Source organism: Streptomyces sp. AHU1 (assembly GCF_045343905.1).
Classification (GTDB): Bacteria; Actinomycetota; Actinomycetes; order Streptomycetales; family Streptomycetaceae; genus Streptomyces; species Streptomyces triticiradicis.
This window is the reverse complement of sequence record NZ_CP174283.1, coordinates 4,851,916-4,877,010: the sequence shown is the minus strand read 5'-3', so window position 1 is coordinate 4,877,010 and position 25,095 is coordinate 4,851,916. Positions and strand designations below refer to the sequence as shown.

The following is a 25,095-nucleotide window of genomic DNA, read 5'->3' as shown; positions in this document are numbered from 1 at the left end:
CACCTTGTCACGAGCGCCAGTCGAGCGGGACCTGCTTCTCGCGGTCCCACGGGCGCTCCCAGCCCGCGAAATGCAGGATCTTGTCGATCACCCCGGCCGTGAAACCCCAGACCAGGGCCGATTCGACCAGAAATGCCGGTCCCCGGTGACCGCTGGGGTGCACGGTGGTCGCGCGGTTGGCGGGGTCCGTGAGATCCACCACGGGGACGGTGAAGACCCGGGCCGTCTCGCCCGGGTCGACGACGCCGACCGGCGTCGGGCGGCGCCACCAGCCGAGGACCGGGGTGACCACGAAACGGCTGACCGGGATGTACAGCTTGGGCAGGACGCCGAAGAGCTGGACGCCGCTCGGGTCGAGACCGGTCTCCTCCTCGGCCTCGCGCAGGGCGGCGTTCAACGGTCCGTCGGCCGCCGGGTCGCCGTCCTCGGGGTCGAGGGCGCCGCCGGGGAAGGACGGCTGTCCGGCGTGCGACCTGAGGGTGCCCGCCCTCTCCATGAGCAGCAGCTCGGGACCGCGCGGGCCCTCGCCGAAGAGGATGAGCACCGCGGACTGGCGGCCCGCGCCGTTGGCCGGCGGCAGGAAGCGGCTCAGCTGGAGGGGTTCCACGGTCTCCGCGACCCGCGCGACCGGCCCCAGCCAGCCGGGCAGACCGTCCTTGCTGAGCATCGGCCCGCCCTGCGTGTTGCTCGCGTCCTGTGTGCCGCCTGCGTGCTTCATCGCCACCCCCGTTCTGCTGTTTCCAACGCCCGCCGAGGCCGTGTTCGTTCCGTCATCCGGCGCCCAGCGGGGGTGCGGGCCTGCCGCCCGCGTCCAGGTAGGACTGCGGGGGGTTGAGCCGCTGTCCGGGGAAGCCGCCCTTCTCGTACTTCAGGAGCTTCTCCGCCTTTTCGGGGTCGGTCTCGCCCTCCCCGTACGCCGGGCAGAGCGGGGCGATGGGGCAGGCGCCGCAAGCCGGCTTGCGGGCGTGACAGATGCGGCGGCCGTGGAAGATCACGTGATGCGACAGCATGGTCCACTCGCTCTTCGGGAAGAGCCCGCCGACGGCCGTCTCGATCTTGTCCGGATCGGTCTCCGCGGTCCACCGCCAGCGTCGCACGAGCCGCTGGAAATGGGTGTCGACGGTGATCCCGGGCCGCCCGAAGGCGTTGCCGAGCACGACGAAGGCGGTCTTGCGGCCCACTCCGGGAAGTTTCACGAGGTCTTCGAGGCGGCCGGGCACCTCGCCCCCGAAGTCGTCCCGCAGGACCCTGGAAAGCCCTATGACGGATTTGGTCTTGGCCCGGAAGAACCCGGTCGGGCGCAGGATCTCCTCGACCTCCTCCGGGTCGGCCCCGGCGAGGTCCTCGGGGGTCGGGTACCTGGCGAAGAGCGCGGGCGTCGTCTGATTCACCCGCAGGTCGGTGGTCTGGGCGGACAGGACCGTGGCGACGACCAGCTGGAAGGGGTTCTCGAAGTCCAGTTCCGGGTGGGCGTACGGGTACACCTCGGCGAGTTCGCGGTTGATGCGGCGGGCACGGCGGACGAGGGCGGTGCGGGACTCGTCGCGCGGCGGCGCGGCGGCGGGCCGTACGGACGCGGCCTTCCCGGAGAGGGCCTCACCGGACGCCGTCTTCGTCTTCTTCCTGGAGGCCGCTTTCCCAGCCGCCTTCACCGGAGTGGCCTTCCCTGCGGCGGTTCTCCCGGCGGCAGCCTTCTTGGAGGCCGCTCCCGCCGGTGCAGCCTTCTTGGAGGCCGCTCCCGCCGGTGCCGTCTTCCCGGCGGCCGTTCTCGCGGGTGTCACCTTCTTGGCGGTCCGAGGGGCGGCCTTCTTCGCGCTCTTCCCGCCGGCCGCAGCCGACGCCCCCTCGGACACGGCCTCGGGCGCCGTCTTCCGCACCGCCTTCACCGGTGTCGCTTCTGTCTCTTCTGTCGTTTCTTTGGTTCCGCCGGGGGCCTGTTCGCCCACAGCGGAATCGTGGTGTGCGGCCACCTGCCCAGCCCCCTTGGCCTGTGCTCTCACCGGCGTTTTGGACACCCGGCCAGCCTAAAGCCCGGCACCGGCATCCGCCCCGGACCCCGAAGATCGGCCCCCAATTGGCCCCCTGCCGCACTGGTTGGGACGTCAGTGCGGCAGACTTGTGACTGATCACACTGTTTGGACCGTCCGGCAAGATGGGGAACACGGTCCCCTGGTACCAAGGGGGAGCAAGATCCCCTGAGCAGGCCGACAAGGAGAGAACTCGTGGACGACGTTCTGCGGCGCGCCCCGCTCTTCGCGGCGCTCGATGACGAGCAGGCCGCGGAGCTCCGCGCCTCCATGAGTGAGGTGACCCTCGCGCGAGGCGACGCCCTCTTCCATGAGGGCGACCCCGGCGACCGCCTCTATGTGGTCACCGAGGGCAAGGTGAAGCTCCACCGCACCTCCCCCGACGGGCGCGAGAACATGCTGGCCGTCCTCGGCCCCGGTGAGCTGATCGGCGAACTGTCGCTGTTCGACCCGGGTCCGCGCACGGCGACCGCCACCGCGCTCACCGAGGTCAAGCTGCTCGGCCTCGGCCACGGCGATCTCCAGCCGTGGCTGAACGCGCGGCCCGAGGTGGCCGCCGCCCTGCTGCGCGCCGTCGCCCGGCGCCTGCGCAAGACCAACGACCAGATGTCCGACCTGGTCTTCTCCGACGTGCCCGGCCGTGTCGCGCGCGCCCTGCTCGACCTGTCGCGCCGCTTCGGCGTGCAGTCCGAAGAGGGCATCCACGTCGTGCACGACCTCACGCAGGAGGAGCTGGCCCAGCTGGTCGGCGCCTCCCGCGAGACCGTCAACAAGGCGCTCGCCGACTTCGCGGGCCGCGGCTGGCTCCGCCTGGAGGCCCGCGCGGTGATCCTCCTGGACGTGGAGAGACTCGCCAAGCGCTCGCGCTGACGCTTCCGCCCGTACGCCGACGGGGTCCCGCCTCCTTCCGAGGCGGGACCCCGTCGGCGTGTCCCCGGGCCGAAGACGCCCGCGGCCGTCCGCCGCCAGCCGCGCAGCCATAAATGATCTGCGCTGCGGCAGCCCTCGCGGCACAGTGGGCGCATGGCCGCGCAGAGACATCGCAGAGGACTCGACGCCCGGGGACACATCGAGCGCGAGGGATCACTCGCGCTCGTCCCGTACGCCTTCCGGCCCCTCGTCGCGGCGGCCCGTGAGCGCCTCCTGGACGTCTTCGGGTCCCGGCTGGACGGCGCGTACCTCTACGGCTCGATCCCGCGCGGCACCGCGCGCGTGGGACGCTCCGACCTCGATCTGCTGCTGTCCCTGCGGGACGAGCCGACCGGCGCGGACCGTGCCGACGCCCGCGCGCTCGAAGCGGCGCTCGACGAGGAGTTCACCGAGATCGACGGCGTGGGAACGCTGCTGTTCAGCCGTGCGCGGCTGCTGAGCGACCTGGAGAGACACGACCTCGGCTGGTTCGTCGCCTGTCTCTGCACCCCGCTCCTGGGCGAGGACCTGGCCGGACGGCTTCCGCGCTACCGCCCCGACGCGCTGCTGGCCCGCGAGACGAACGGCGACCTCGCCCTGCTGCTGCCGCGCTGGCGCGAACGGATCGCCGCGGCCGCGGACACCGACGAGGCCAGGCGCCCGCTGGTCCGCTCGATGTCCCGGCACCTCGTCCGCACCGGCTTCACGCTCGTCATGCCGCGCTGGAACGGCTGGACCAGCGACCTCGGGGAGATGGCCGGGGCGTTCGGCGCGTACTACCCGGAGCGGGCCGCCGACATGCGCGGCGCGGCCGTACGCGGACACGAACCGACCGGCGACCCGGCCGTGCTCCACTCGTACGCGTACGAGCTGGGACCGTGGCTGGCCGGGGAGTACGCGCGCGTGCACGGCATCAAGACGCCCCGCCCCTGAAGACCCCCTCCAGAACCCCGCGGAGCGCCTCGGGCGCCGCGGCCCCGGACCCGTGCCCTAGATGAGCCCGTGCTCCCGCAGATAGTCCATCTGCGCCCGCACCGACAGCTCGGCCGCGGGCCACAGCGACCGGTCCACGTCCGCGTAGACGCGGGCGACGACCTCCTCCGGCGACCGGAGGCCGTTCTCGACGGCGGTCTCGACCTGGGCGAGCCGGTGGGCGCGATGGGCGAGGTAGAACTCGACCGCGCCCTGCGCGTCGTCGAGGACCGGTCCGTGACCGGGCAGGACGGTGTGGACGCCGTCGTCGACCGTCAGCGAGCGGAGCCGGCGCAGGGAGTCGAGATAGTCGCCCAGGCGCCCGTCGGGATGGGCCACCACGGTCGTACCGCGTCCCAGGACGGTGTCCCCGGTCAGTACGGCCCGGTCGGCCGGGAGATGGAAGCACAGCGAGTCGGCGGTGTGCCCGGGAGTCGACACGACGCGCAGTTCGAGCCCGCCGAGGCCGATCACGTCTCCCGCGGCCAGCCCTTCGTCCCCGAGCCGCAGCGCGGGGTCCAGGGCGCGCACGGCGGTCCCCGACAGTTCGGCGAAGCGCGACGCGCCCTCCGCGTGATCGGGATGCCCGTGCGTGAGCAGGGTCAGCGCGACCCGCTTCCCGGCCTTCTCGGCCGTGTCCAGGACATTGCGCAGATGTACGTCGTCCAGGGGGCCCGGGTCGATGACGACCGCGAGCTCGGAGTCCGGCTCGGACACGATCCACGTGTTCGTGCCGTCCAGGGTCATCGCGGACGCGTTGGGGGCGAGGACGTTCACCGCGCGCGCGGTGGCGGGGCCGGAGAGGACCGTGCCCCGCGGCTGGCCGGGAAGGGCCGCTGCGTCGGTCATGCGGGGGCTCCGCCGGTCGGGACGTGCTTGGTGAACTCGTCGTGTCCGGGCCAGGAGAGGACGACCTCGCCGTCCTCCAGGCGCGCCTCGGCCAGGACGGGGGCCAGATCACGGGCGGCCGCGCCGGCGAGGGCGTCGGCGGAGCTCTCGTACTCCACGATCCCGCGCAGGGTCGCGATGGTGGGCGGCATCATCAGCAGCTCGCCCTTGTCGTACCCGGCCGCCGCGTCGGCCGGGCGGATCCACACCGTACGGTCGGCCTCCGTGGAGGCGTTCCGCGTGCGCTGGCCCTCCGGGAGGACGGCCACGAAGAACCACGTGTCGTAGCGGCGGGACTCGAACTCCGGGGTGATCCAGCGGGCCCAGGCCCCGAGCAGGTCCGAGCGGAGCACGAGTCCTCTGCGGTCGAGGAACTCGGCGAAGGACAGGTCCCTGGCGACCAGGGCCGCCCGGTCCGCCTCCCAGTCGTCCCCCGTGGTGTCGCCGACCACGCTGTCCGGGCTGGGGCCGGCGAGCAGGACGCCCGCCTCCTCGTACGTCTCCCGTACGGCCGCGCAGACGACGGCCTGGGCCGATGTCTCGTCCACGCCGAGCCGCCGCGCCCACCACGCGCGCGTGGGCCCAGCCCAGCGGATCTGGTGCTCGTCGTCACGCGGGTCCACGCCGCCGCCCGGGTAGGCGTACGCGCCTCCGGCGAAGGCCATGGAGGCGCGTCGGCGCAGCATGTGGACCACAGGGCCGGCCTCGCCGTCCTTGAGCAGCATCACCGTGGCGGCGCGCCGGGGCGCGACCGGCGTCAGCGTGCCCTCGGCGAGCGCCCGAATCCGCTCCGGCCACTCCGCTGGAAACCATTGCCCATTCCCCATGGCCGGAGGCTATCCCGAGCCGGGCGGATGTTCGAGACCTCACCGCCCCACAAGCCCTTTTCGCCACTCCGCCCCTACCCTCCCCCAAGGTCTCGGCTTCGCTCGACCAGGGGGGAGCCCCATCACCCCTGGGGCTCCGCCCCGGACCCCGCTCCTCGAACGCCGGAGGGGCTGGATTCTCACGCCGGTGAGGAACTGCACCCGAGCCATCGATCACCCGCAGCCGGGATGCGGCGGAAGGGGCCGTGCCGGTACATCGATGCCCGTCGCCACCGACGCCCACCTCTCGTCCGACGGCGACGGGCTGATGCACCGGCACGGCCCCGACCCCCACCGGAGGGACACCGCCCCCGGTGACACCCCGGAGGGCTACGCGTGCGTGAGCTCCACCTGGATCTCGACCTCCACAGGCGCGTCCAGCGGCAGCACGGCCACGCCGACGGCGCTCCGGGCGTGCACCCCCTTGTCGCCCAGCACGGCCCCCAGCAGCTCACTCGCGCCGTTCAGCACACCCGGCTGCCCGGTGAAGTCCGACGCCGAGGCCACGAAGCCCACGACCTTGACGACACGCGCGATCCGGTCGAGGTCGCCCACGACCGACTTCACCGCCGCGAGAGCGTTCAGCGCGCACGTACGGGCCAGCTCCTTGGCCTCCTCGGCCGTGACCTCGGCCCCCACCTTCCCGGTGACCGGCAGCTTCCCGTCCACCATCGGGAGCTGCCCGGCGGTGTACACGTACACGCCCGACTGCACGGCGGGCTGGTACGCGGCCAGCGGCGGAACGACGTCCGGAAGGCTCAGTCCGAGTTCGGCGAGCTTCGCATCGACGGCCCCGCTCACGCGGACTTCTCGCGCTTCAGGTAGGCCACGAGCTGCTCGGGGTTGTTGGGGCCGGGCACGACCTGGACGAGCTCCCAGCCGTCCTCTCCCCAGGTGTCCAGAATCTGCTTCGTGGCGTGGACGAGCAGCGGAACGGTGGCGTATTCCCATTTGGTCATGTGGCCGACTGTAGCCGCTGGCGACCGCCGTCTCCCGCCCGAGCCGCCCGCTGCCCCGCCGCCGACGGCGCCGCTTGTCCACAGCCTCCTGCTTACTCCGGCGGCGGACTGGTTAGGCTCGAATACGTGAGCAGGCTCCAGGTCGTCAGCGGCAAGGGCGGTACCGGCAAGACCACGGTGGCCGCAGCCCTAGCGCTCGCCCTCGCGACCGAGGGCAAGCGCGCCCTCCTGGTCGAGGTCGAGGGCAGACAGGGCATCGCGCAGCTCTTCGAGACAGAAGCGCTGCCCTACGAGGAGCGGAAGATCGCCGTCGCTCCAGGTGGCGGGGAGGTGTACGCCCTCGCCATCGACCCCGAACTGGCTTTGCTGGACTACCTCCAGATGTTCTACAAACTGGGCGGCGCCGGCCGCGCCCTGAAAAAACTCGGCGCGATCGACTTCGCGACCACCATCGCGCCCGGACTGCGGGACGTGCTCCTGACCGGCAAGGCCTGCGAGGCGGTGCGGCGCAAGGAGAAGAGCGGCCGCTTCACGTACGACTACGTGGTGATGGACGCGCCGCCCACCGGCCGCATCACCCGCTTCCTGAACGTCAACGACGAGGTCGCCGGCCTCGCCAAGATCGGCCCGATACACAATCAGGCCCAGGCCGTCATGCGCGTCCTCAAGTCCCCGGAGACGGAGGTCCACTTGGTGACGCTGCTGGAGGAGATGCCCGTACAGGAGACCGCGGACGGGATCGTGGAGCTGCGCGCCGCGAAACTTCCCGTGGGCCGGATCATCGTGAACATGGTGCGCCCGGCGCTCCTCGACGGTGCCGACCTGGAGCTGGCGAAGGCCGCTCCGCGTTCGGCGATCGCCAAGTCGCTCTCCTCGGCCGGCCTCGGCGGCGCGCGCCGCGGGGGGCTCGCCGAGCGTCTGGTGGACCCGCTTCTCCAGCAGGCGGAGGAGTACGCCGAGCGGTACACGCTGGAGACCGAACAGCGGAGCGTGCTGGCCGAACTGGGCCTGCCGTCGCACGAACTCCCGCTGCTCGCCGAGGGCCTGGATCTGGCGGGCCTGTACGAACTGGCCGCACAGCTGCGTAAGCAAGGGATGTCATGAGTCTGGACCCCGCCCGCGTCCTCGATCTCGACCCGCTGCTCGACGACCCGCAAACCCGCATCGTGGTGTGCTGCGGGTCGGGCGGCGTCGGCAAGACGACCACGGCGGCGGCCCTCGGGCTGCGTGCCGCGGAGCGCGGCCGCAAGGTGGTCGTGCTCACCATCGATCCCGCGCGCAGGCTGGCGCAGTCCATGGGCATCGACTCCCTCGACAACACCCCGCGCCGGGTGAAGGGCGTCGAGGGGACAGGCGAGCTGCACGCCATGATGCTCGACATGAAGCGCACGTTCGACGAGATCGTCGAGGCGCACGCGGACGGCGACCGGGCGGCGGCCATCCTCAACAACCCCTTCTACCAGTCGCTTTCGGCGGGCTTCGCGGGCACGCAGGAGTACATGGCGATGGAGAAGCTGGGCCAGCTGCGGGGGCGCGACGAGTGGGACCTGATCGTGGTCGACACGCCGCCGTCCCGCTCGGCGCTGGACTTCCTGGACGCCCCGAAGCGGCTCGGTTCCTTCCTCGACGGGCGGCTGATCCGGCTGCTGACGGCGCCGGCGAAGCTGGGCGGCCGGGCCGGCATGAAGTTCCTGAACGTCGGGATGTCGATGATGACGGGCACCCTGGGCAAGCTGCTCGGGGGGCAGCTCCTCAAGGACGTGCAGACGTTCGTCGCGGCCATGGACACCACCTTCGGCGGCTTCCGTACCAGGGCCGACGCCACGTACAAGCTGCTCCAGGCACCCGGCACCGCGTTCCTGGTGGTGGCGGCGCCCGAGCGGGACGCGCTGCGCGAGGCCGCGTACTTCGTGGAGCGGCTGGCCGCGGAGGACATGCCGTTCGCCGGGCTGGTGCTCAACCGGGTGCACGGCAGCGGGGCCGCCCAGCTGTCCGCCGAGCGGGCGCTCGCCGCCGCGGAGGATCTCGACTCCGTCGACGCGGAAGATCCCGGAGCGGGCGATGCCGGGGGTCCTGAAACCACCGCCGCAGAAAATCTTGCCGACGCCCGCATTGTGGATCAGGCGGACGGGAAAGCTGGACTTCGTAACTCTCCCGGCACGTACGGCAGTTCAGAATCACCGGCTTCCGGGTCATCAGCTCCTGACGAAGGCTCCCCCGCCCCCACGGACAGGACGGCCGGCACGGACCACCCCACCGCCATGGACAGGACCGCCGCCACGGACCCCGAGCGATCCATCGACCAGCTCACCGCGGGCCTGCTGAGGCTCCACGCCGAGCGCATGCAGCTGCTCTCCCGGGAGCAGCGCACACGTGACCGCTTCGCCGCGCGCCACCCGGAGGTGCCGGTGGCCGAAGTCGCCGCGCTGCCCGGCGACGTACACGATCTCGCGGGGCTGCGGGACATCGGGAACCGGCTCGCGGCCCACCGGCCGGAGCTTCCCGAAAGCTGAGCGCGGAGGCCCCTGGAGGATGACCTCGCCCGGGCCCGTCGGCGGCCGCCGACGGGCCCGGGAAGGGGCCCGCACGGCCCTGAGGGCCCGGGAGCGGCGATCCCGGCCCCGCCCCGGCCACCGTGACGGGACGGAGGTCCTCGACGGGGCGAGAGGCCCTCCTCAGCCCACCGCCGCGTAGCGCTCGTACACCTCTTCCTCGTCGAGGGGCAGCAGGCCCGCCCCGCGCTCGTACTCCGTGCGCGCGGTCTCGAGCAGGCGACGCCACGAGGTGACGGTCGGCCGCCGCCGCAGCAACGCGCGGCGCTCGCGCTCGGTCATGCCGCCCCACACGCCGAATTCGACGCGGTTGTCGAGCGCATCGGCGAGGCACTCCGTGCGAACCGGACATCCGGTGCACACTGCCTTGGCCCTGTTCTGCGCTGCTCCTTGAACGAACAGTTCGTCCGGATCGGTAGTGCGGCAGGCCGCCTGCGCACTCCAGTCGGTTACCCAGCCCATACCGGCGCCGTCCTCTCCCGAATTCGAGGCTCCCCCACGGCGGCAGCGGCATATTCACCGCCGCCAGTTGAGGACGTTACGGAAGGTGGGCACAGCGCAACACCCCCTTCGGGCCCAATCTTGAATGGCCCGAACGGACTATGCGTAAGCGGCAGATCACCCGGGGGAGTGAGCCGAGGACATGCGCGACCATCCCGGCAAACCGGGACAGTTCAGTCGCGCCACAACGGACGCCATATGACACACGAGGCTGATTCGGACACCCGCTCCACAGGAGCGCGGAACCTCCGGAACGATTCGGGGTCGCCGGACGTATTGATACGTGGCCGCACTGCTGTGACAGTTGAGAGCAGCTTAGGCCAAGGCATATACGCGTGTCCGGCGAATGAGAACGTAGGCTGCCCTCATGCCAAAGAAGCGCTCGGGTGGTGGTCTGTCCCCTACGCAGCAGGCCGCCAAGTTCCTCGGTGTCAGCGTGCTCGCGGGCGCCGTCATGGCCGGAATCGCGCTGCCCGCCGCGGGTGCGCTCGGTCTGGCGGCCAAGGGCTCGGTCCAGGGGTTCGATGACATTCCGGACAATCTGAAGAGTCCTTCGCTGAGCCAGCGGACGACGATCCTGGACAGCAAGGGCGGTCAGATCGCGACCGTCTACTCGCGCGACCGCACGGTGGTCGACCTCAAGGACATCTCGCCCTACATGCAGAAGGCGATCGTCGCGATCGAGGACTCGCGCTTCTACCAGCACGGCGCGATCGACCTGAAGGGCATCCTGCGCGCGGTCAACCAGAACGCGCAGAACGGCGGCGTGGCCCAGGGTGCCTCGACCCTGACCCAGCAGCTGGTGAAGAACTACTTCGTGGAGGAGGCCGGCGACGACCCGACCAAGGTCGCCCAGGCCACCCAGCAGACCATCGGCCGCAAGATCCGCGAGCTCAAGTACGCGATCCAGCTGGAAGAGAAGCTGGGCAAGAAGAAGATCCTCGAGAACTACCTGAACATCACGTTCTTCGGGGAGCAGGCGTACGGCATCGAGGCCGCCTCCCAGCGGTACTTCTCCAAGCCCGCCAAGAAGCTGAACCTCCAGGAGGCGGCGCTGCTCGCGGGCATCGTCCAGTCGCCGAGCCGGTACGACCCGGTCAACGACGAGGAGGAGGCCCTCAAGCGCCGCAACACCGTGCTGCAGCGCATGGCCGAGGTGCACGACATCTCCCAGGAGCAGGCCGACGCCGCCAAGGAGACGAAGCTCGGGCTGCACGTCAGCCAGCCGAAGAACGGCTGCATCACGGCGATCAAGGGCGCCAGCTTCTTCTGCAAGTACGTGGAGAAGGTCTTCCTGAGCGACCCGGTCTTCGGCAAGACCAAGGAGGAGCGGGCGAAGGTCTGGAACCAGGGCGGCCTGACGATCCGTACGACGCTCGACCCGCAGTCCCAGGCGTCGATCCAGGACTCGCTGAAGGATCACGTCTACAAGTCCGACAAGGTCGCCGCGGCGGCCACCCTGGTCGAGCCCGGCACCGGCAAGATCCTCGGGATGGGCCAGTCGAAGCCGTACGGCTACGGGAAGAACGAGACCGAGTACAACTACTCGGTCAACTACGCCATGGGCGGGTCGAACTACGGCTTCCCGACCGGTTCGACGTTCAAGCCGTTCGTGGCCGCGGCGGCGCTGGAGCAGGGCCGGCCCGCGACGCAGGAGTACTCCTCGCCGAACAAGATGCCGTACCCGAGCCCGGTGCAGACCTGCAGCAGCAAGCCGTGGACGAACCAGGCGAACGAGCAGGTCCCGAACGAGAGCGCGTCCGAGCAGGGCCCGTACCAGCTGAAGGAGGCGATGGCCAAGTCGGTCAACACCTACTTCGTGCAGATGATCTCCGACATCGGCCTGTGCCCGGTGATGAACCAGATCGACAAGCTCGGCGTGGTCCAGGGCAACGGCGACAAGCTCCCCGAGGTGCCCGCCATCGCCCTGGGCTCCAAGGGCATCTCGCCGCTCACCATGGCCACGGCCTACGCCGCCTTCGCCTCCCGCGGCATGTACTGCACCCCGATCGCCATCGAGTCGATCAGCCAGCAGGTCGGCGAGCGTGAGAAGTCCCTGGACGTGCCCAAGTCGACCTGCTCGCGGGCCATGTCCGAGACGACCGCGGACACCGTCAACAGCCTGCTGAGCGGCGTGATCGACTCCGGTACGGGCCAGCAGGCCGGCCTCACCGACCGCGCCAACGCCGGCAAGACGGGCACCACCGACGAGCGCAGGAACGCCTGGTTCGTCGGCTACACGCCGAACCTCTCCGGCGCCGTCTGGGTCGGCAGCGCGACCCAGCAGGTCAAGATGAGGGGCATCCAGATCGGCGGCTCCTACTACGACAAGGTGTACGGCGGTCAGGTCCCCGGCCCGATCTGGCGGGACCTGATGACGGGCGCGCTCGAGGGCAAGGACGCCCCGTCCTTCAACCTGATCAACATTCCCGACCCCGTCAAGGACAAGGGCAAGGGCCAGGACGACGACAACCGCGGCCGCGGCCGCCACGGCGGCCGGGGCAACGACAACACCACCGGCAACACCATCGTCGGCCAGAGCGACGGCGGGGTGACGTTCCCGACGCCCTCCTTCTCCTTCCCGGACGGATTCATCCAGGGCAACACCAACAGCGGCAACGGGAACGGCGGCCAGCGCTGACCGTCCACCGGAAGCGCGCGAGCGCCCGAACGCCCCGTGGGCCAGGAGTCGATCCTGGCCCACGGGGCGTTCTGCGTCCGGGGTGTCGCGGGGCGGGCGGAGCAGGGTGGGACGTACATCCACGGGGCGAACGCGCCGCGCGGGGCGGGCATCCATGAGACATCCGTCCGTACGGCCCGCGAGGCACTCGTACGCGCGACGTCACCCGGTCCGTCGGGCCGCCGGTCGCCCGGCCCGCCGGCCCGCCGATGACACCGGTCGGCCGGCCCGGGAACGAACGAGAGCGTCAGCCCGCGAGCAACTGCTTCACGACGGCGGCGACGCGGCCGCCCTCGGCCTGCCCGGCCACCTTCGGGTTCACGATCTTCATGACGGCGCCCATCGCGCGCGGGCCCTCGGCACCGGCCGCCTTCGCCTCCTCGACGGCCTGGGCGACGATCTGCTGGAGCTCCTCGTCGGACAGCTGCTTGGGCAGATACACGGCGAGCACCTCGCCCTCCGCCCGCTCACGCTCGGCCGACTCGGGGCGCCCGCCCTGCGTGAAGGCCTCGGCGGCCTCGCGGCGCTTCTTCGCCTCGCGGGCGATCACCTTCTGTACTTCGTCGTCGGAGAGTTCGCGCTTGGACTTGCCCGCGACCTCCTCATTGGTGATCGCGGAGAGGGTCAGCCGGAGCGTCGAGGAGCGGAGCTCGTCGCGCCCCTTGATCGCGGCGTTGAGGTCTTCCTGCAACTTCGACTTGAGCGTGGTCATGCCGCCAAGTGTCGCAGGTGCGGTGATGCGGACGCCTGTTGATTTCGCAGCGCGCCCGCCGGTCGCCCGGAAGCCGCCCGGGACCCGCCCTCCCCTCCCCTTCCCCCGCGATCCCGGACGGGCTTCCGGGCCGTCCACAGGCGGGTGAGAGCGCTCGCCGGAGTCTGACACGATGGGCGCATGCGCGCGCGATACAAAGTACCCCTGGGAATCACGGCGGTGGGTGCCGCCGGTCTGCTGTACTCGGCGGGGTTCGAGGCCCGTTCCTTCCGCCTGCGGCGGGTGACCGTCCCGGTCCTGCCGCCGGGGATGCGGCCGCTGCGCGTCCTGCAGGTCTCGGACATCCACATGGTGAGCGGACAGCGCAAGAAGCAGCGCTGGCTGCGTTCCCTGGCCGGCCTGCGCCCCGACTTCGTGATCAACACCGGGGACAACCTCTCGGACCCGGAGGGCGTGCCCGAGGTACTGGACGCGCTCGGCCCCCTGATGGAGTTCCCGGGCGCCTACGTCTTCGGTTCGAACGACTACTACGGCCCCACGCTCCGCAACCCCGCCCGCTACTTGTTCGAGAAGGCGGCGGGCCGTCACGGGCTGAACGGCAACAAGCCGGTCGTGGGCGCCGTCCACAACCCGTGGGAGGACCTGCGCGACGGCTTCGACACCGCGGGCTGGCTGAACCTGACGAACACCCGGGGGACGCTGAAGATAGAGGGCACGGAGATCGAGCTGACCGGTCTCGACGACCCGCACATCAAGCGCGACCGCTACGCACGCGTGGCTGGCGGTCCGTCCGAGTCCGCCGCCTTCTCGATGGGTGTGGTGCACGCCCCGTACCTGCGCAGCCTGGACGCCTTCACCGCCGACGGCTACCCCCTGATCCTGGCGGGCCACACCCACGGCGGCCAGATCTGCCTCCCCTTCTACGGCGCCTTCGTCACGAACTGCGACCTGGACACGGACCGCGTCAAGGGCCTCTCCAGGCATACGGCGGAGGGCCGGACCTCGTACATGCACGTCTCGGCGGGCTGCGGCGCGAGCCGCTACACGCCGGTCCGCTTCGCCTGCCCGCCGGAGGCGTCACTGCTGACGCTGGTGGAGCGGCAGTAGGGGTTCGGGGCCCCTGAGGACGGTGCCCGGTCGACAGCTGGAAGGCGTCGACCGGAGACCGTACGGCGGTCGAAGCTGCGCAATGGCCGGGCGAGCCGAAACGGGGAAATCCCACAGGCCACGGCCGACCCTGGCCGACACGAACTCGACTGTTGCGAACCGGAGACGGTACAGAGTCCCGCCGACACGAAACGTGACCGGGCGGCGTCACCGGATGACGCCACCGAACGGCCGCGTAACCCGCCCGGTCGACCCATATCGCCCGAATGCCCCGATCCGCTTAGCGTGAGGGCATGATCACCCCTATGCCGAGGGACATACCCGATCTCCCCGCGATACCGGGCATCATCCCTTCGACCCACTCCTTCGTCCCCGCGACGGCGGTGGTGGCCCCGTCCCGCCGCCCGGTCACGGCGGCCTACCGCGCCCTGGTGGCCCTCGCGGCGGCGACGGGCGTGGCCGTCGAGATGAAGCTGGGCGCCCCGGCACGGGTGCTGAGCTACTTCACGATCCAGACCAACCTGCTCGTCGCCGTGGTCTTCGCGGCGTCGGCCCGCCGGGCCTGGTCGGCGCGCAGGCCCCTGCCCGGGGTGCTGACCGGCGGCACACTGATCTACGCCTCGATCACGGGCCTGGTCTACCACCTGATCCTGGTGAACGAGTCGACCCCGTTCTCCATGACCGGAAGCGACGACACGCTCTCCGGCTGGCCCGCGGTCGCCCATCAGCTCCTCCACACGATCACGCCGATCGCCGTGGCCCTCGACTGGCTGCTGCTGACCCGCCCGACCCCGCTGGCCCTGCGCAACGCGGCGACGTGGCTGATCTACCCCCTCGCCTACCTGGTCTTCTGCCTCGCCCGCGGCGCGATGCTGGCACCCGGCACCCCGGCGCGCTACCTCTACCCCTTCGTCGACGTGGACCGGCACGGCTACGGAGGCGTCCTCGGCAACACCGCCATCCTGGGCGTCGCCTTCTACGCCCTGGGCCTCCTCGTCGTCGTCCTCGACCACGTACGCCCCGACCCGGTCCGACGCCGCGTCCGAGGCCCAGAAAACCGGATTTCGTCTCAGGCCACCGGTGGGCTAAAGTAAACGACGTCGCCGCGAGAGCAGCGACAATCGGGGTGTAGCGCAGCTTGGCAGCGCGCTTCGTTCGGGACGAAGAGGTCGTGGGTTCAAATCCCGCCACCCCGACACTGGTCAGAGGCCCATTCGCTTGATCGCGAATGGGCCTCTGTCGTGCGTACAGCAGCGGAGTACAGCAACCGCTATGACTCTTGCTGGCCGTCCTCGGCCGATGGCTTCTCCGCCCGCTCCTGCTGCTTGCGCTTCCCCTTCTTTTCCTTCTTCTGCTTGCTGCCGCCGCCCAGCGCCTTGCCGAGCTTGCGGAGCGCCCGGCGGGTCTCGGCGGAGGGCACGTGCGTGTAGACCTCCATCGTGACCGCGATCTCCGAGTGGCGGAGGATCTGCATCGCGAGCCGGGGGTGGACGTCGAGGGCCGCCAGGAGCGAGGCGCAGGTGTGGCGGGTGTCGTGGACCCGGATACGGCGGACGCCGGCGCGCTCGCAGCGGCGGTCGAACTCACGGGTGAAGTTCCTCGGCTCGACCGGGTGCCGTAGCGGGTGGTGAAGACGAGGTCTGATTCCGTCCAGAGATCCGCGGCTCGCTCCTTAGCCGCTTGCTGCTCCTTCTGGCGGAGCCGGAGAGCGGTCAGGCAGACGTCAGGCAGCGGGAGCACCGCCTCCGAGGCCTCCGTCATGTCGGGATGCATCAAAGAGGTGTCGGCCGGAGCAGCGAGTGACAGCGGAACGACACCCCCGCTGGTGTCCCGTGCCACTGGATCTTGACCGTTTGTCATCGGACTTTGACGGACGCGAGTTTGTGTCATCGGAGTTTGATCACCTCAGGTCAGCGACTCAGCGCACCTTCGGTGCGCGCCGGGGGCGTGGTAAAGCCCATGGCGCGCTGGAGGCGTTTCTGTCCGCCTTGACGGCCACCTGCACGGGTGCAGCCCGTCGTCACCGTTCCGTCACAAGCAGTCGCCGCACGGAACCTGCCGCTCTCCCGCCCTATCTGCACTCACGTACCACGACCACGCGTACCGCGGGGCAACAACCGACGACCGAAACCCGCGGACGAGACGACTCAGGGGGACGACAGCATGCGTCACAGCAACGGCATTCGCAGGGCGGCTCTGGCGACGACGGCGGTCACGGCCGTCGCGGCGGCGGTGACCGGCATCCTGCCCGGCACCGCCATGGCGGCGAGCACCACCACCTCCACCCCGCCGCCCGCCTGCCCGGCCTCTGCCCTCCAGGTCAGCGCCCGGCAGGCCGCCCACCCGCCCGTCGGGACCGGGACCGGGGCGGCGGTCGTGCAGTTCACCAACGTCTCCCGGAAGACGTGCGTCCTGAAGGGCCATCCGACGGTCGCGGGCGCCGGCAACGGCTCCCCCGCCCACAACACCCCGCTCAAGGTCACCCCCACCGGCAGGGCGGCCACCGTGACGGTCCGGCCGCACGGCAAGGCGTGGGTGAAGCTGACCTTCGTCCAGGTCCAGGGGGAGGGCGACGGCTACTGCGTGTCGGGCAAGACCCCGGCGGTGTATCCGACGATGGTCATCGGGCTGCCGCACTCCGGGAAGCACCAGGTCGCCCTGAACGACGGGTGGTGGGCCGAGTGCGACAACAAGGTGACCGTCACCCCGGTCTCGGCGGTCAAGCCTTCCTGACCCCCCGTCCCCACAAATCGAGCAGCCTGCATGACGATCGCAAGGCTCTGACCTACACGTTTACGAGGAACTGCACATAAGTGCAGGTCAGCGACTCAATGTCCCCTCGGTGCGCTGAGTCGCTGACCTGCGGTGATCAAACTCCGATGACACAAACTCGCGTCCATCAAAGTCCGATGACAAACGGTCAAGATCCAGTGGCGCGGGACAGCTGGCCTGCGTCATCGAACCCTGATCGTTGTGCACCGCCGCCGGCCTGGGCAAGTGACGGCCTGGCTACGCGATGCCGGGTTCATCGTCGAGGCCCACATGCTGATCGCCCCCGACGAGAGCGTTCCAGGTGCGGTCCTCTTCGCACGCCGTCAGTCCTGACAAAGCTGGCGCGGCGCTACGCCAGAACCCAATGCAGGACCGTCGCGTCATCCTGCGCCTTGCCTCGCGGCAAACGCCGACCCTCAGGGTCGTCTGCCTCTGCTTCCCGCACATGGCGGATCAGCCCGTCGGGTCCGACCGACCCGAGAACGGTCAACGTATCGTGCCAGGTGGCGAGTTCGAAGAGGTCGACAAGTCTCGTTGCGCCGTCGCTCAGCAGTGTCACCGAGGTAAGCGACTCCACCGGTGCCGTCCCGGTGAAGGCGTGCTCGGCCGCCAGCGGGTCAGGCCCGGCGATCCAGAAACCGCCCGGCTGGTTCCGCAGCCCCGTGAGGGCGTCGCGGTACTCCGCCAGGGCGACCACGTGTTCAGCCGAACCGGTGAGCAGCAAATCGACCGGTATGCGAAGGCGCTTACCCACCTCGTCCAACCGTTGGTCTGTGACGGCGGTCGTCTTCCCGTCCAGGTCGGCGAGGAGGAGCGTCGAGTCACCCAGTACGAGGTACTCCAGAACTCCAGAACTCCAGAACTCCCGCACCGGCCCGGACGGCGACGACCGTACTGGTCGGACTGGCCCGATGGGCCAGGTCGCAGGTGCCCCCGTGCAGGGAGCGGACAGCCCGGATCGAGTCGGCCAGGCACTCGGCGAGCGGCCGGACTGCGTGGTGATGGCGCTCAGCAGCAGGCCGCCCAGGGTCGCGGAGAACCACGCGATGCCGTGTTCACATCCGGTCTCCGCCCCGGCCACGCCGGCTCCGTCAAGGAGGACGGCCGCACCGGGAACGGCGGCGGCGAAGTCTTCGTTCTCCTGCGACAGTTCGGCCGGCTGCGAGCCGAGGACGACCTTCACGCCGTCGTCTCCTCGTCGTGCAGGTAGAGGGGGCAGAGCAGTTCGACGGAGCGCGGGTCGTCGGTCTCGGGGTCGTAGTCGACGCTCACCAGCGTGGAGAAATGTCGCTCGCCCACTTGCCCCCAGAGCGTGTTGAGGTCGGAGGCGAGCAGATGGACGACGCCGAGGGAGCCCGCGGTGTGGATGCCGGCGATGGCGAGCACCGAGCCCTTCCCGTCCGGACGGGGCAGCCGGCCGAGGTACCCGACGTCATGCGGGCGGTACGGCTCCGTGTCCGCTCCGGCGCCGTACGACGTGCCGGTACGGCGGTCCGTCAGGACCCACGGCTCACCGTCCGGATGCTCCCAGGCAAGGACGGGGTCCTGGGCGTAGTGGCTCCACCGACCGCGCAGTACAGTGCCGGCGAGGAGGGGGCATGACCGACCAAGAGCCCGTGCAGGACGCACTCTATGAGGCCGCCGCAAGCCTTATGCGCACCCTCGGAGTGGTTCTGTTGATCATCGCCGTGCCGACTGTCCTCCTCATGCTCACAGGGATCATCTGGATGCTGTTCTTTGACGTCGCTATCGTCCGCTGATCGGTCACGAAGCGCGCCCCGCTCGGAGCGGGCTCCTGATGCGGTGCTCCCCGAAGTCGGCGCCATGGGTACATGGCGCTGCAAGCGAGCGGCTCCACGGCGTCCCTTCGAGCTCTGCTCGTATCGTGCACGCATGCGCAACGAGCGGCACGACGAGGCACTGTCCAAAGCGGAGTTGGAGTTGTTCCTCCAGTATCTGCACCGGTTCGCCAACCACGATGTGGATCAGTTCGCCAACATGCAGGTGGGCGATCCCGAGTCCCCCGTCTATGTGAGCTTCTCCAGGGAACCCTGGGAGGGAGTCGACCCCGAGGCCTACCACCGGCCGTAGCGAACCCCGGGCCCTGTCGAATGTGCGGGCTTTTGCTGTTCGGAGCATGTTCAGATGCGCGAAGAAGGGTGCCGGACCGTCCCCAGGTAGCCGCGGGGAGGATGGTGTCCCACTGCGTGGCGTAGGGGATCTTGGCGGGCTTGTGCCCGGCACCGGGCTCAGGTGCCGAGCACGAGCCCGTTAGGCATGGCCTCACAGCGGGCGGGTGAACATCTTCCGGTTGGCGAAGTTACGGTAGCCGGCGCGCTGGAACGCCTTGGCCATGCCGGTGTTGCCCTCGTCGCAGTCCCCGCGGATCTCGCTGAAGCCCGCGTCGGCCAGTACGTGCGTACCCCGGGCGACCACTGCGGTGGCGTAGCCCCGGCCCCGGCCGGCCCTCGCGACCGCGACCAGGCCGATCACCGCCGAACTGGCCGTACGCGCCGGCATGCTGATCGCCACGGGCGTGTCCGCCGCGTCGTAGCCGATCTCGAACCAGCCGGGCCGGTGGTCCATCTCCAGCATATCGGCGACGTTGCGTTCGGCAGCGCCGTGCAGACCGTGCTCGGCGATCTCGGCCTGGAAGATCGAATCCGCGGTGTCGGTGAACGTGTCGGCCAACAGCTCCACGAATGGCTCCTCGCCCAGGTCGGCCATGGAGCGCCAGTACAGCCGCTCGTCCTGGGCCGGCATCGGGTCGTCTACGGTCCATTCGAATCGGCAGCCGTCGCGGGCGACGGTGAACCCGGCGCCGACGAGCAGCATCTCGCGCAGCTGCGGATTCCTCTGGAACTGTGGAGCCTGGGCCGGTATGTCCAGCACGTGTCCCTGGGTCTGCGCGCCGAGTTCGCGGGCCTGCTGGGCGGCATACGCCAACAGCGCCTGGCCGGTGTCCGGGTCGCCCGGCTCCAGCAGCACGATGTCCATCGGAACGTTGCGTCCGGGGATCGTCCACAACACCGCGTTGCCCGCCAACCGACCGTCATGCTCGGCCACCAGACACCACTCCGGCCGGGTGCAGCCGCTCTCCAGCAGACCCGCCAGGTAGGCGGCGGTGGCGGCATTACGTTCGCCGTCGTCCGGAAAGGTCGTCAGCGCGGGTATCTCGTCGGGTCGGGCGGTACGGATTGTCAGCATGCTCAGGTTCCTTCCTCATCGATCTTCGGCAGAACACGCGGGGTACGTAGGGGAGAGAGAAGCAGGGCAAGCAGTGCGGGCGAACGCCAGGCAGGCACAGGGGACATGACCGCCGAAGATCGATTCGACTCCACAGAAGTTGAGCCAGAACCCAATCTCGGGCTCAGATCCTCGGCAACGCTTACCCCAACGCCCTGACCATCCGCAACGACCTCGCCATCGCCCGTGAACAAGCCGAAGCCGTACAGCACGGAAGTACGGCAACCTCAGCGACCGAGGCTGTACCTCAGAAGCCGTCCACGGCTGATTGAGCACCCTGAGAACCATCAATGACCGGCCCGCCGAGAGTCCGGGACGAAGAGGTCGTGGGTTCGAATCCCGCCACCCCGACAGCTGAGTAGCAGGCCAGAGGGCCCTTACCGGATCGGTAAGGGCCCTCTGGCTTTGCTGTGTGTCCGACTGCGTGACTGTCGAAGCGGAACAAGCTCAGGTGGTGTCCGAGCTGTCCCGGGTGCTGACCGATGGGAGGCAGGAGCCGGTCATAGCCGTGCGGACCAGGCCGGCCAGGGCGAGGGAGCGGCTGTGGGCGGGCCAGACGATGTGGGTCACGACGGGAGGCGCGTCGGTCAAGGGGACGGCCGTGTGCTCGGCCCACAGCCAGGAGCGGGCGGAGTCGGGGACGACCGCCACGGTGCGTCCGAGGGCGATCAACTGGGCCAGTTGCGTCTGGTTGTGGACCTCGGGGCCCGGGCCGGGTGCGTAGGTGCCGCGGGTGGGCCAGCGCGCGAGCGGCAGATCGGGGACGTCCCTGACATCGGCCAGGGACAAGGTCTCGCGGGCGGCGAGGGGGTGCCCGGCAGGCAGGACGGCGACCTGCCCCTCGGTCGTCAGTGCCTCGCTGTCGAACCCGGCGAGGGAGTTCCACGGCGTGTGCATGAGCGCGACATCGGCGCGTCCGTCGCGCAGCAGCTCCTCCTGCTCGCAGATGCCGCACGGCAGCACCTCGATCTCGGCACTGTCGGGTTCGGCCGCGTAGGCGTCGAGAAGTTTCCGCAGCAGTTCGTGGGACGCGGCGGCCTTCACCGCGAGGACCAGCCGACCGCGGGGGCCGCCAGGGCTGTCGGCACCGCCGGAGCGCCGGGTGCGGCGGGCGGCGGCAGCGGTCGCGTCGAGGGCTGCCCGGCCCTCGTGCAACAGCACTTCTCCGGCTCCGGTCAGACGGACGCCACGGCGGTTGCGCTGCAGCAGGCAGACCCCGAGGCGCCGTTCGAGCTGCTGGATCGCCCGCGACAGCGGCGGCTGGGCCATGCCGAGGCGCTCGGCGGCGCGCCCGAAGTGCAGTTCCTCGGCGACCGCCACGAAGTACCTCAGCTCGCGGGTCTCCAGGGTGTCCACGGCCGCAGCATACGCGGTGATACCCGGCAGGTATGACAGGGCACCGTATCGGTGTTGGCCGCGCCACCCGTCCGCGAGCCAGCATCGTCAGCATGAGCGAAACGATGATCGCGCTGGTGACCGGCGCGAACAAGGGCATCGGGTACGAGATCGCGGCCGGGCTGGGCAGCCTCGGGTACCGCGTGGGCGTGGGAGCCCGCGACGCCACCCGACGCGAAGCCGCCGTCGGGAAGCTGCGCGCCGTCGGCGTGGACGCGTTCGGGGTACCGCTGGACGTGACCGACGACCAGAGCGTCACCGATGCCGCGGAACTGGTCGAACGGCTGGCCGGGCGCCTGGACGCCCTGGTCAACAACGCTGGCGTCTCGGGCGAGATGGACCCGGGGTGGGTGCAGGACCCGACCGCCCTCGACCTGGAGGTGCTCCGCGCGGTCGTGGACACCAACGTCATGGGTGTCGTCCGGGTGACCAACGCGATGCTGCCACTGCTGCGGCGCTCGGCCTCGCCCCGCATCGTCAACGTCTCCAGCAGCGTCGGCTCCCTGGCCCGGCAATCGGACCCGGACATCGAGATCGGCCCGATCATGGCCGCCTACGCGCCGTCGAAGTCGTTCCTCAACGCCCTCACCGTGCAGTACGCCCGGCAGTTCGCCGGTACGAACATCCTGATCAACGCCGCCTGCCCGGGCCTGGTCGCGACCGACTTCACAGGCTTCCAAGGGCCCCGCCCCCCTGAGCAGGGCGCGGCCACGGCGATCCGGCTCGCCACCCTGCCCGACGGCGGCCCGACCGGTTCGTTCTTCGAGGACGACGGCGTCGTCCCCTGGTGATCACGAACCCGCCGTGAATCGACGCGGCGTCTCACGAGAACGGCGGTCGTCCGTGTCCCCGGAAGGCTCGGCGTTCTGTGGGGCGGTCGTGAGCAGGGTCACGCTGTGCAACCCCGGAACCGTCTCAGGCGTATCGGCTTACGGGTAGGGGGAACGCCTGGGATGCCGTACCCCATCGGCACGGGCCCGCACGGGCCCACGAGCGGATACGAGTACGGACCACATGGATTCGATCCACGACGACACGGCGCAGTTCGCGTCACTGCTGACGCGGCTGAAGGAGCGCACCGACCGCAGCTACGCGGCACTGGCCCGTCGGCTGGACGTTCACGCCTCCACCCTGCACCGCTACTGCTCCGGAGAAGCGGTCCCGCAGGACTTCGCCGGGATCGAGCGGTTCGCCGTGCTCTGCGGTGCCTCCCCCGAAGAACGCACGGAGTTGCACCGCCGGTGGATCGCGGCGGTCGCGGCACGGCAACGGCCGCGCCCGTCCGATGCACGGCCGGCGCCGACTCCTTCCGACGGCACGAGCACCGCGGCACCGGCCGTGCCCGTGAAGGCCGAGGCACCCGAGCCGGTCCCGTCGGCCGATCCGCGGCCCCGCGCCGGGCGCCCCCGACGACGGTCCGTGCGATCGGCGGCGCTTGCGGTCCCGCTCGCCGTCGCGCTCGCCGGCCTCACCGCTTTCCTCGCCGGACCCTTTTCCGCCGGCGGTGAGTCGTCGGCCTCCGCCCGCACCGCACCGGAACCCTCCACCTCGGCCGCACACCGCAGCGGCAGTCTTCAGAGGCACCGGGTGAACACCCGCACGGCCTCGCCGTCGGCCTCCGCCCGCACCACGCCGAAGCCCTCCGCCTCGGCCGCGCACCCCGGCGGCAGCCCCCGGAAGCACCGGGCGGACGCCGGCACGGCCCCACCGGCGACCCCGCTCACCTGGACCGTCGACTCGCACACACTCGGACTCAACAGCTGCGGCGAGACCTACGTCGTCGCCAAGCCACCGCAACAGGTTCCGCCGCCCCCGCACCCGGAGGACACCACGGCGTGGGCCGCCTCCCAGCGGGCGGTGCACGGGGGCGGCACCGACGTGCGGATCACGGTGCAGGGACGCGGCTCCGCCCCCGTCGCCCTGGAGGCCCTGCACGTGCGCGTGGTCAACCGCGCCACCCCCGCCGCCGACCGGGGCTCCGCCTACTACTTGGGCGACGGCTGCGGCGCCAGCATCATCCCCCGCTTCTTCTCCGTGGACCTCGACGAGCACCGGCCCCTGGCTCTTTCGATGCCCGGTGACAGCTACGGGACGGGCCCGACGCCCCCCGCCATCGACTTCCCCTACCGGGTGTCCCTGCAGGAACCCGAAGTCCTGGTGGTCTCCTCGTTCAACAAGTCCTGCACCTGCGACTGGTACCTCGACCTCGACTGGTCCTCACGAGGCCGCACCGGCACGGTCCGCATCGACGACCACGGCCGACCCTTCCGCAGCACCAGCGTCGTAGGGCTGCCGGCTTACCGGTACGACCGTCTCAATTACCACCCCAGCCGCTGGGTCCCGACCTCCCTCGCCGACGGCGCGGTGGCAGACGACGACTGACGGAACGACGGATCACGCAGTCCGCCCGGCGGTCCGCTCCCGGCCGGAGCCGGGAGCGGACCGGGTGGAGCGGCCGCTTCGTCAGCGAACGCCTCGTCAGCGGGCGTTCTTGGTGCGGATGTCGGTGACGCCGTCGACCGCGTCCGCCTTCACGACGAGGTCGGTCGTCACCGTCGGCGACTCCCCGCCGCCGAAGCGGTGGGTGACGGTGACCTCACCGCTTTCGCCGTCCCCGCTCACCGTCCAGTCCACCGGGACGTTCTGGGCGCGCAGGACGCCGTCCGTCTTGTTCGTCTTCTCCCAGGCCTCCAGCTTCTTGGCGAAGGCGGGCACCAGGTAGTGCCCGCGCAGCGCCTTGGCCAGCGCGGCGTCCGGGCCCCGGGGAGCGTCCTTCGCGTCGACGTACGCGCCGTAGAAGTCGGCGACCTGGGTCACCGAGTCACCCGTGCGGCCGCTGACCGACCGGGACGCCTTCGCGGGGGCGGCGCTCGTGGTGCGGATGTCGGTGATGCCGTCGACCACGTCCAGCTTCACGGCGAGCCTGGTGGTCGTCACCGGCGACTCCCCGGCGCCGCCGAAGGTCAGGGTGACGAGGACCTCGAGGCCGTTGCCGCCCTCGCTCACCGTCCACCGCGTCGGGACGTTCTGGGCGCGCAGGACGCCGTCCGTCTTGTTCGTCTTCTCCCAGGCCTCCAGCTTCTTGGCGAAGGCGGGCACCAGGTAGTGCCCGCGCAGCGCCTTGGCCAGCGCGGCGTCCGGGCCCCGGGGAGCGTCCTTCGCATCGACGTACGCGCCGTAGAAGTCGGCGACCTGGGTCACCACGTCACCGTTGAAACCGTGGACCGACCGCACCGCGGCGGACGTCTTGACGGGCGCCTTGGCCGGGACGGCCGCCTGTGCCGCCGCCTGCGTCGACACACCGAGCCCGACGGCCAGGACGAGACCGGCGGCGAAGGCCGCGCGGCGGCCCGGACGACGTACGTGGATGTTCCTGCTCATGTCGTGTCTTCCCTCTTGATCGGTGGTCAGCAGTGGTCGCTCCCGTCCCCCGCCGGCTCTCCCGCCGGACGTGCCCGCCGACGTCCCGCCACCCGTCCCCGCCCCGAGATCGCGGGGCGGGCGCCGCC

25 protein-coding genes, 1 tRNA gene and 2 pseudogenes are annotated in these 25,095 nt (G+C 70.5%); 13 read left to right on the top strand and 15 right to left on the bottom strand.

Annotated features, from left to right (window positions below):
• Nucleotides 1–7: 7 nt before the first annotated feature.
• Complete coding sequence (locus tag ACICHK_RS21810; RefSeq protein ID WP_406838222.1) at nt 8–718, bottom strand: NUDIX hydrolase; 711 nt, start codon at nt 716–718, stop codon at nt 8–10.
• Nucleotides 719–770: 52 nt separating this feature from the next.
• Entirely contained in the window at nt 771–1,781 is a 1,011-nt protein-coding gene (gene nth, locus ACICHK_RS21805; protein WP_406841281.1) for an endonuclease III, read from the bottom strand.
• Between the two features lie 441 nt (nt 1,782–2,222).
• Between nth and ACICHK_RS21800 the strand changes: the two genes are divergently transcribed.
• Both ACICHK_RS21800 and ACICHK_RS21795 read left to right on the top strand, forming a co-directional pair.
• Entirely contained in the window at nt 2,223–2,897 is a 675-nt protein-coding gene (locus tag ACICHK_RS21800) for a Crp/Fnr family transcriptional regulator (protein WP_006382668.1), read from the top strand.
• Nucleotides 2,898–3,050: 153 nt separating this feature from the next.
• On the top strand, nt 3,051–3,869 hold the full coding sequence (locus ACICHK_RS21795; RefSeq protein ID WP_406838221.1) for a nucleotidyltransferase: 819 nt from the start codon (nt 3,051–3,053) through the stop codon (nt 3,867–3,869).
• Nucleotides 3,870–3,926: 57 nt separating this feature from the next.
• On the opposite strand, the gene ACICHK_RS21790 is transcribed toward ACICHK_RS21795, so the two are convergent.
• From ACICHK_RS21790 to ACICHK_RS21775, 4 genes are all read right to left on the bottom strand, one after another.
• Nucleotides 3,927–4,757, bottom strand: coding sequence for an MBL fold metallo-hydrolase (locus ACICHK_RS21790; RefSeq protein ID WP_406838220.1), 831 nt, complete (start codon nt 4,755–4,757; stop codon nt 3,927–3,929).
• The gene (locus ACICHK_RS21785; RefSeq protein WP_151472480.1) at nt 4,754–5,623 is read right to left on the bottom strand and encodes an NUDIX hydrolase; all 870 of its coding nucleotides are present in this window, start codon (nt 5,621–5,623) and stop codon (nt 4,754–4,756) included. Before ACICHK_RS21785 ends, ACICHK_RS21790 begins: the two co-directional genes overlap by 4 nt.
• Before the next feature lie 369 nt (nt 5,624–5,992).
• Entirely contained in the window at nt 5,993–6,463 is a 471-nt protein-coding gene (locus ACICHK_RS21780; protein WP_406838219.1) for a RidA family protein, read from the bottom strand.
• On the bottom strand, nt 6,460–6,621 hold the full coding sequence (locus tag ACICHK_RS21775; protein ID WP_075033571.1) for a DUF4177 domain-containing protein: 162 nt from the start codon (nt 6,619–6,621) through the stop codon (nt 6,460–6,462). Before ACICHK_RS21775 ends, ACICHK_RS21780 begins: the two co-directional genes overlap by 4 nt.
• Nucleotides 6,622–6,747: 126 nt before the next feature.
• Between ACICHK_RS21775 and ACICHK_RS21770 the strand changes: the two genes are divergently transcribed.
• Both ACICHK_RS21770 and ACICHK_RS21765 read left to right on the top strand, forming a co-directional pair.
• Nucleotides 6,748–7,725, top strand: coding sequence for an ArsA family ATPase (locus ACICHK_RS21770; protein ID WP_406838218.1), 978 nt, complete (start codon nt 6,748–6,750; stop codon nt 7,723–7,725).
• Nucleotides 7,722–9,134, top strand: a complete 1,413-nt coding sequence (locus ACICHK_RS21765; RefSeq protein ID WP_406838217.1) for an ArsA family ATPase — start codon at nt 7,722–7,724, stop codon at nt 9,132–9,134. The genes ACICHK_RS21770 and ACICHK_RS21765 overlap by 4 nt, the downstream gene beginning before the upstream one ends.
• A gap of 162 nt (nt 9,135–9,296) precedes the next feature.
• Here ACICHK_RS21765 and wblA read toward each other — a convergent pair whose 3' ends face one another.
• A complete protein-coding gene (wblA, locus tag ACICHK_RS21760) occupies nt 9,297–9,635 on the bottom strand; it encodes a transcriptional regulator WblA (RefSeq protein ID WP_028799159.1) in 339 nt (112 codons plus the stop codon).
• Nucleotides 9,636–10,041: 406 nt separating this feature from the next.
• Here wblA and ACICHK_RS21755 point away from each other — a divergent pair, with 406 nt between their 5' ends.
• Nucleotides 10,042–12,315, top strand: a complete 2,274-nt coding sequence (locus ACICHK_RS21755) for a transglycosylase domain-containing protein (RefSeq protein ID WP_406838216.1) — start codon at nt 10,042–10,044, stop codon at nt 12,313–12,315.
• A 286-nt stretch (nt 12,316–12,601) separates the two neighbouring features.
• Here ACICHK_RS21755 and ACICHK_RS21750 read toward each other — a convergent pair whose 3' ends face one another.
• Nucleotides 12,602–13,066, bottom strand: a complete 465-nt coding sequence (locus ACICHK_RS21750) for a GatB/YqeY domain-containing protein (protein WP_406838215.1) — start codon at nt 13,064–13,066, stop codon at nt 12,602–12,604.
• Between the two features lie 180 nt (nt 13,067–13,246).
• Here ACICHK_RS21750 and ACICHK_RS21745 point away from each other — a divergent pair, with 180 nt between their 5' ends.
• From ACICHK_RS21745 to ACICHK_RS21735, 3 genes are all read left to right on the top strand, one after another.
• Nucleotides 13,247–14,173, top strand: coding sequence for a metallophosphoesterase (locus ACICHK_RS21745; RefSeq protein WP_103550273.1), 927 nt, complete (start codon nt 13,247–13,249; stop codon nt 14,171–14,173).
• A gap of 293 nt (nt 14,174–14,466) precedes the next feature.
• Nucleotides 14,467–15,267, top strand: coding sequence for a Pr6Pr family membrane protein (locus ACICHK_RS21740; protein WP_406838214.1), 801 nt, complete (start codon nt 14,467–14,469; stop codon nt 15,265–15,267).
• Nucleotides 15,268–15,295: 28 nt separating this feature from the next.
• A tRNA-Pro gene (locus ACICHK_RS21735) sits at nt 15,296–15,369 on the top strand.
• Between the two features lie 74 nt (nt 15,370–15,443).
• Here the strand turns inward: ACICHK_RS21735 and ACICHK_RS21730 are convergent.
• Together ACICHK_RS21730 and ACICHK_RS21725 are read right to left on the bottom strand one after the other, a co-directional pair.
• Nucleotides 15,444–15,647 (bottom strand): hypothetical protein, encoded by a 204-nt coding sequence (locus ACICHK_RS21730; RefSeq protein WP_406838213.1) that lies wholly within the window; start codon nt 15,645–15,647, stop codon nt 15,444–15,446.
• Nucleotides 15,648–15,650: 3 nt separating this feature from the next.
• Nucleotides 15,651–15,818, bottom strand: a pseudogene (locus ACICHK_RS21725) (hypothetical protein); the annotation flags it as partial.
• A 518-nt stretch (nt 15,819–16,336) separates the two neighbouring features.
• Here ACICHK_RS21725 and ACICHK_RS21720 point away from each other — a divergent pair.
• Nucleotides 16,337–16,906, top strand: coding sequence for a DUF4232 domain-containing protein (locus tag ACICHK_RS21720; protein WP_384724218.1), 570 nt, complete (start codon nt 16,337–16,339; stop codon nt 16,904–16,906).
• Between the two features lie 388 nt (nt 16,907–17,294).
• Here ACICHK_RS21720 and ACICHK_RS21715 read toward each other — a convergent pair whose 3' ends face one another.
• Together ACICHK_RS21715 and ACICHK_RS21710 are read right to left on the bottom strand one after the other, a co-directional pair.
• Entirely contained in the window at nt 17,295–18,128 is an 834-nt protein-coding gene (locus ACICHK_RS21715) for an integrase (RefSeq protein ID WP_406838212.1), read from the bottom strand.
• Nucleotides 18,125–18,499: pseudogene (locus tag ACICHK_RS21710) on the bottom strand (sigma-70 family RNA polymerase sigma factor); the annotation flags it as partial. The pseudogene ACICHK_RS21710 and the gene ACICHK_RS21715, both read right to left, overlap by 4 nt.
• Before the next feature lie 44 nt (nt 18,500–18,543).
• Here ACICHK_RS21710 and ACICHK_RS21705 point away from each other — a divergent pair.
• Both ACICHK_RS21705 and ACICHK_RS21700 read left to right on the top strand, forming a co-directional pair.
• On the top strand, nt 18,544–18,705 hold the full coding sequence (locus ACICHK_RS21705) for a hypothetical protein (RefSeq protein ID WP_192582441.1): 162 nt from the start codon (nt 18,544–18,546) through the stop codon (nt 18,703–18,705).
• Nucleotides 18,706–18,838: 133 nt separating this feature from the next.
• Nucleotides 18,839–19,036: a hypothetical protein gene (locus ACICHK_RS21700; RefSeq protein ID WP_406838211.1), complete on the top strand. Its 198-nt coding sequence runs from the start codon at nt 18,839–18,841 to the stop codon at nt 19,034–19,036.
• Between the two features lie 192 nt (nt 19,037–19,228).
• Here the strand turns inward: ACICHK_RS21700 and ACICHK_RS21695 are convergent, their stop codons facing one another.
• Nucleotides 19,229–20,152: a GNAT family N-acetyltransferase gene (locus ACICHK_RS21695; protein WP_406838210.1), complete on the bottom strand. Its 924-nt coding sequence runs from the start codon at nt 20,150–20,152 to the stop codon at nt 19,229–19,231.
• 486 nt (nt 20,153–20,638) lie between these two features.
• Entirely contained in the window at nt 20,639–21,547 is a 909-nt protein-coding gene (locus ACICHK_RS21690) for a LysR family transcriptional regulator (protein ID WP_406838209.1), read from the bottom strand.
• A 92-nt stretch (nt 21,548–21,639) separates the two neighbouring features.
• Here ACICHK_RS21690 and ACICHK_RS21685 point away from each other — a divergent pair, with 92 nt between their 5' ends.
• Both ACICHK_RS21685 and ACICHK_RS21680 read left to right on the top strand, forming a co-directional pair.
• Complete coding sequence (locus ACICHK_RS21685) at nt 21,640–22,377, top strand: SDR family oxidoreductase (protein ID WP_406838208.1); 738 nt, start codon at nt 21,640–21,642, stop codon at nt 22,375–22,377.
• Nucleotides 22,378–22,600: 223 nt separating this feature from the next.
• A complete protein-coding gene (locus tag ACICHK_RS21680) occupies nt 22,601–23,968 on the top strand; it encodes a helix-turn-helix domain-containing protein (RefSeq protein ID WP_406838207.1) in 1,368 nt (455 codons plus the stop codon).
• A gap of 96 nt (nt 23,969–24,064) precedes the next feature.
• On the opposite strand, the gene ACICHK_RS21675 is transcribed toward ACICHK_RS21680, so the two are convergent.
• Nucleotides 24,065–24,967, bottom strand: a complete 903-nt coding sequence (locus tag ACICHK_RS21675) for a hypothetical protein (protein WP_406838206.1) — start codon at nt 24,965–24,967, stop codon at nt 24,065–24,067.
• Nucleotides 24,968–25,095: the final 128 nt, after the last annotated feature.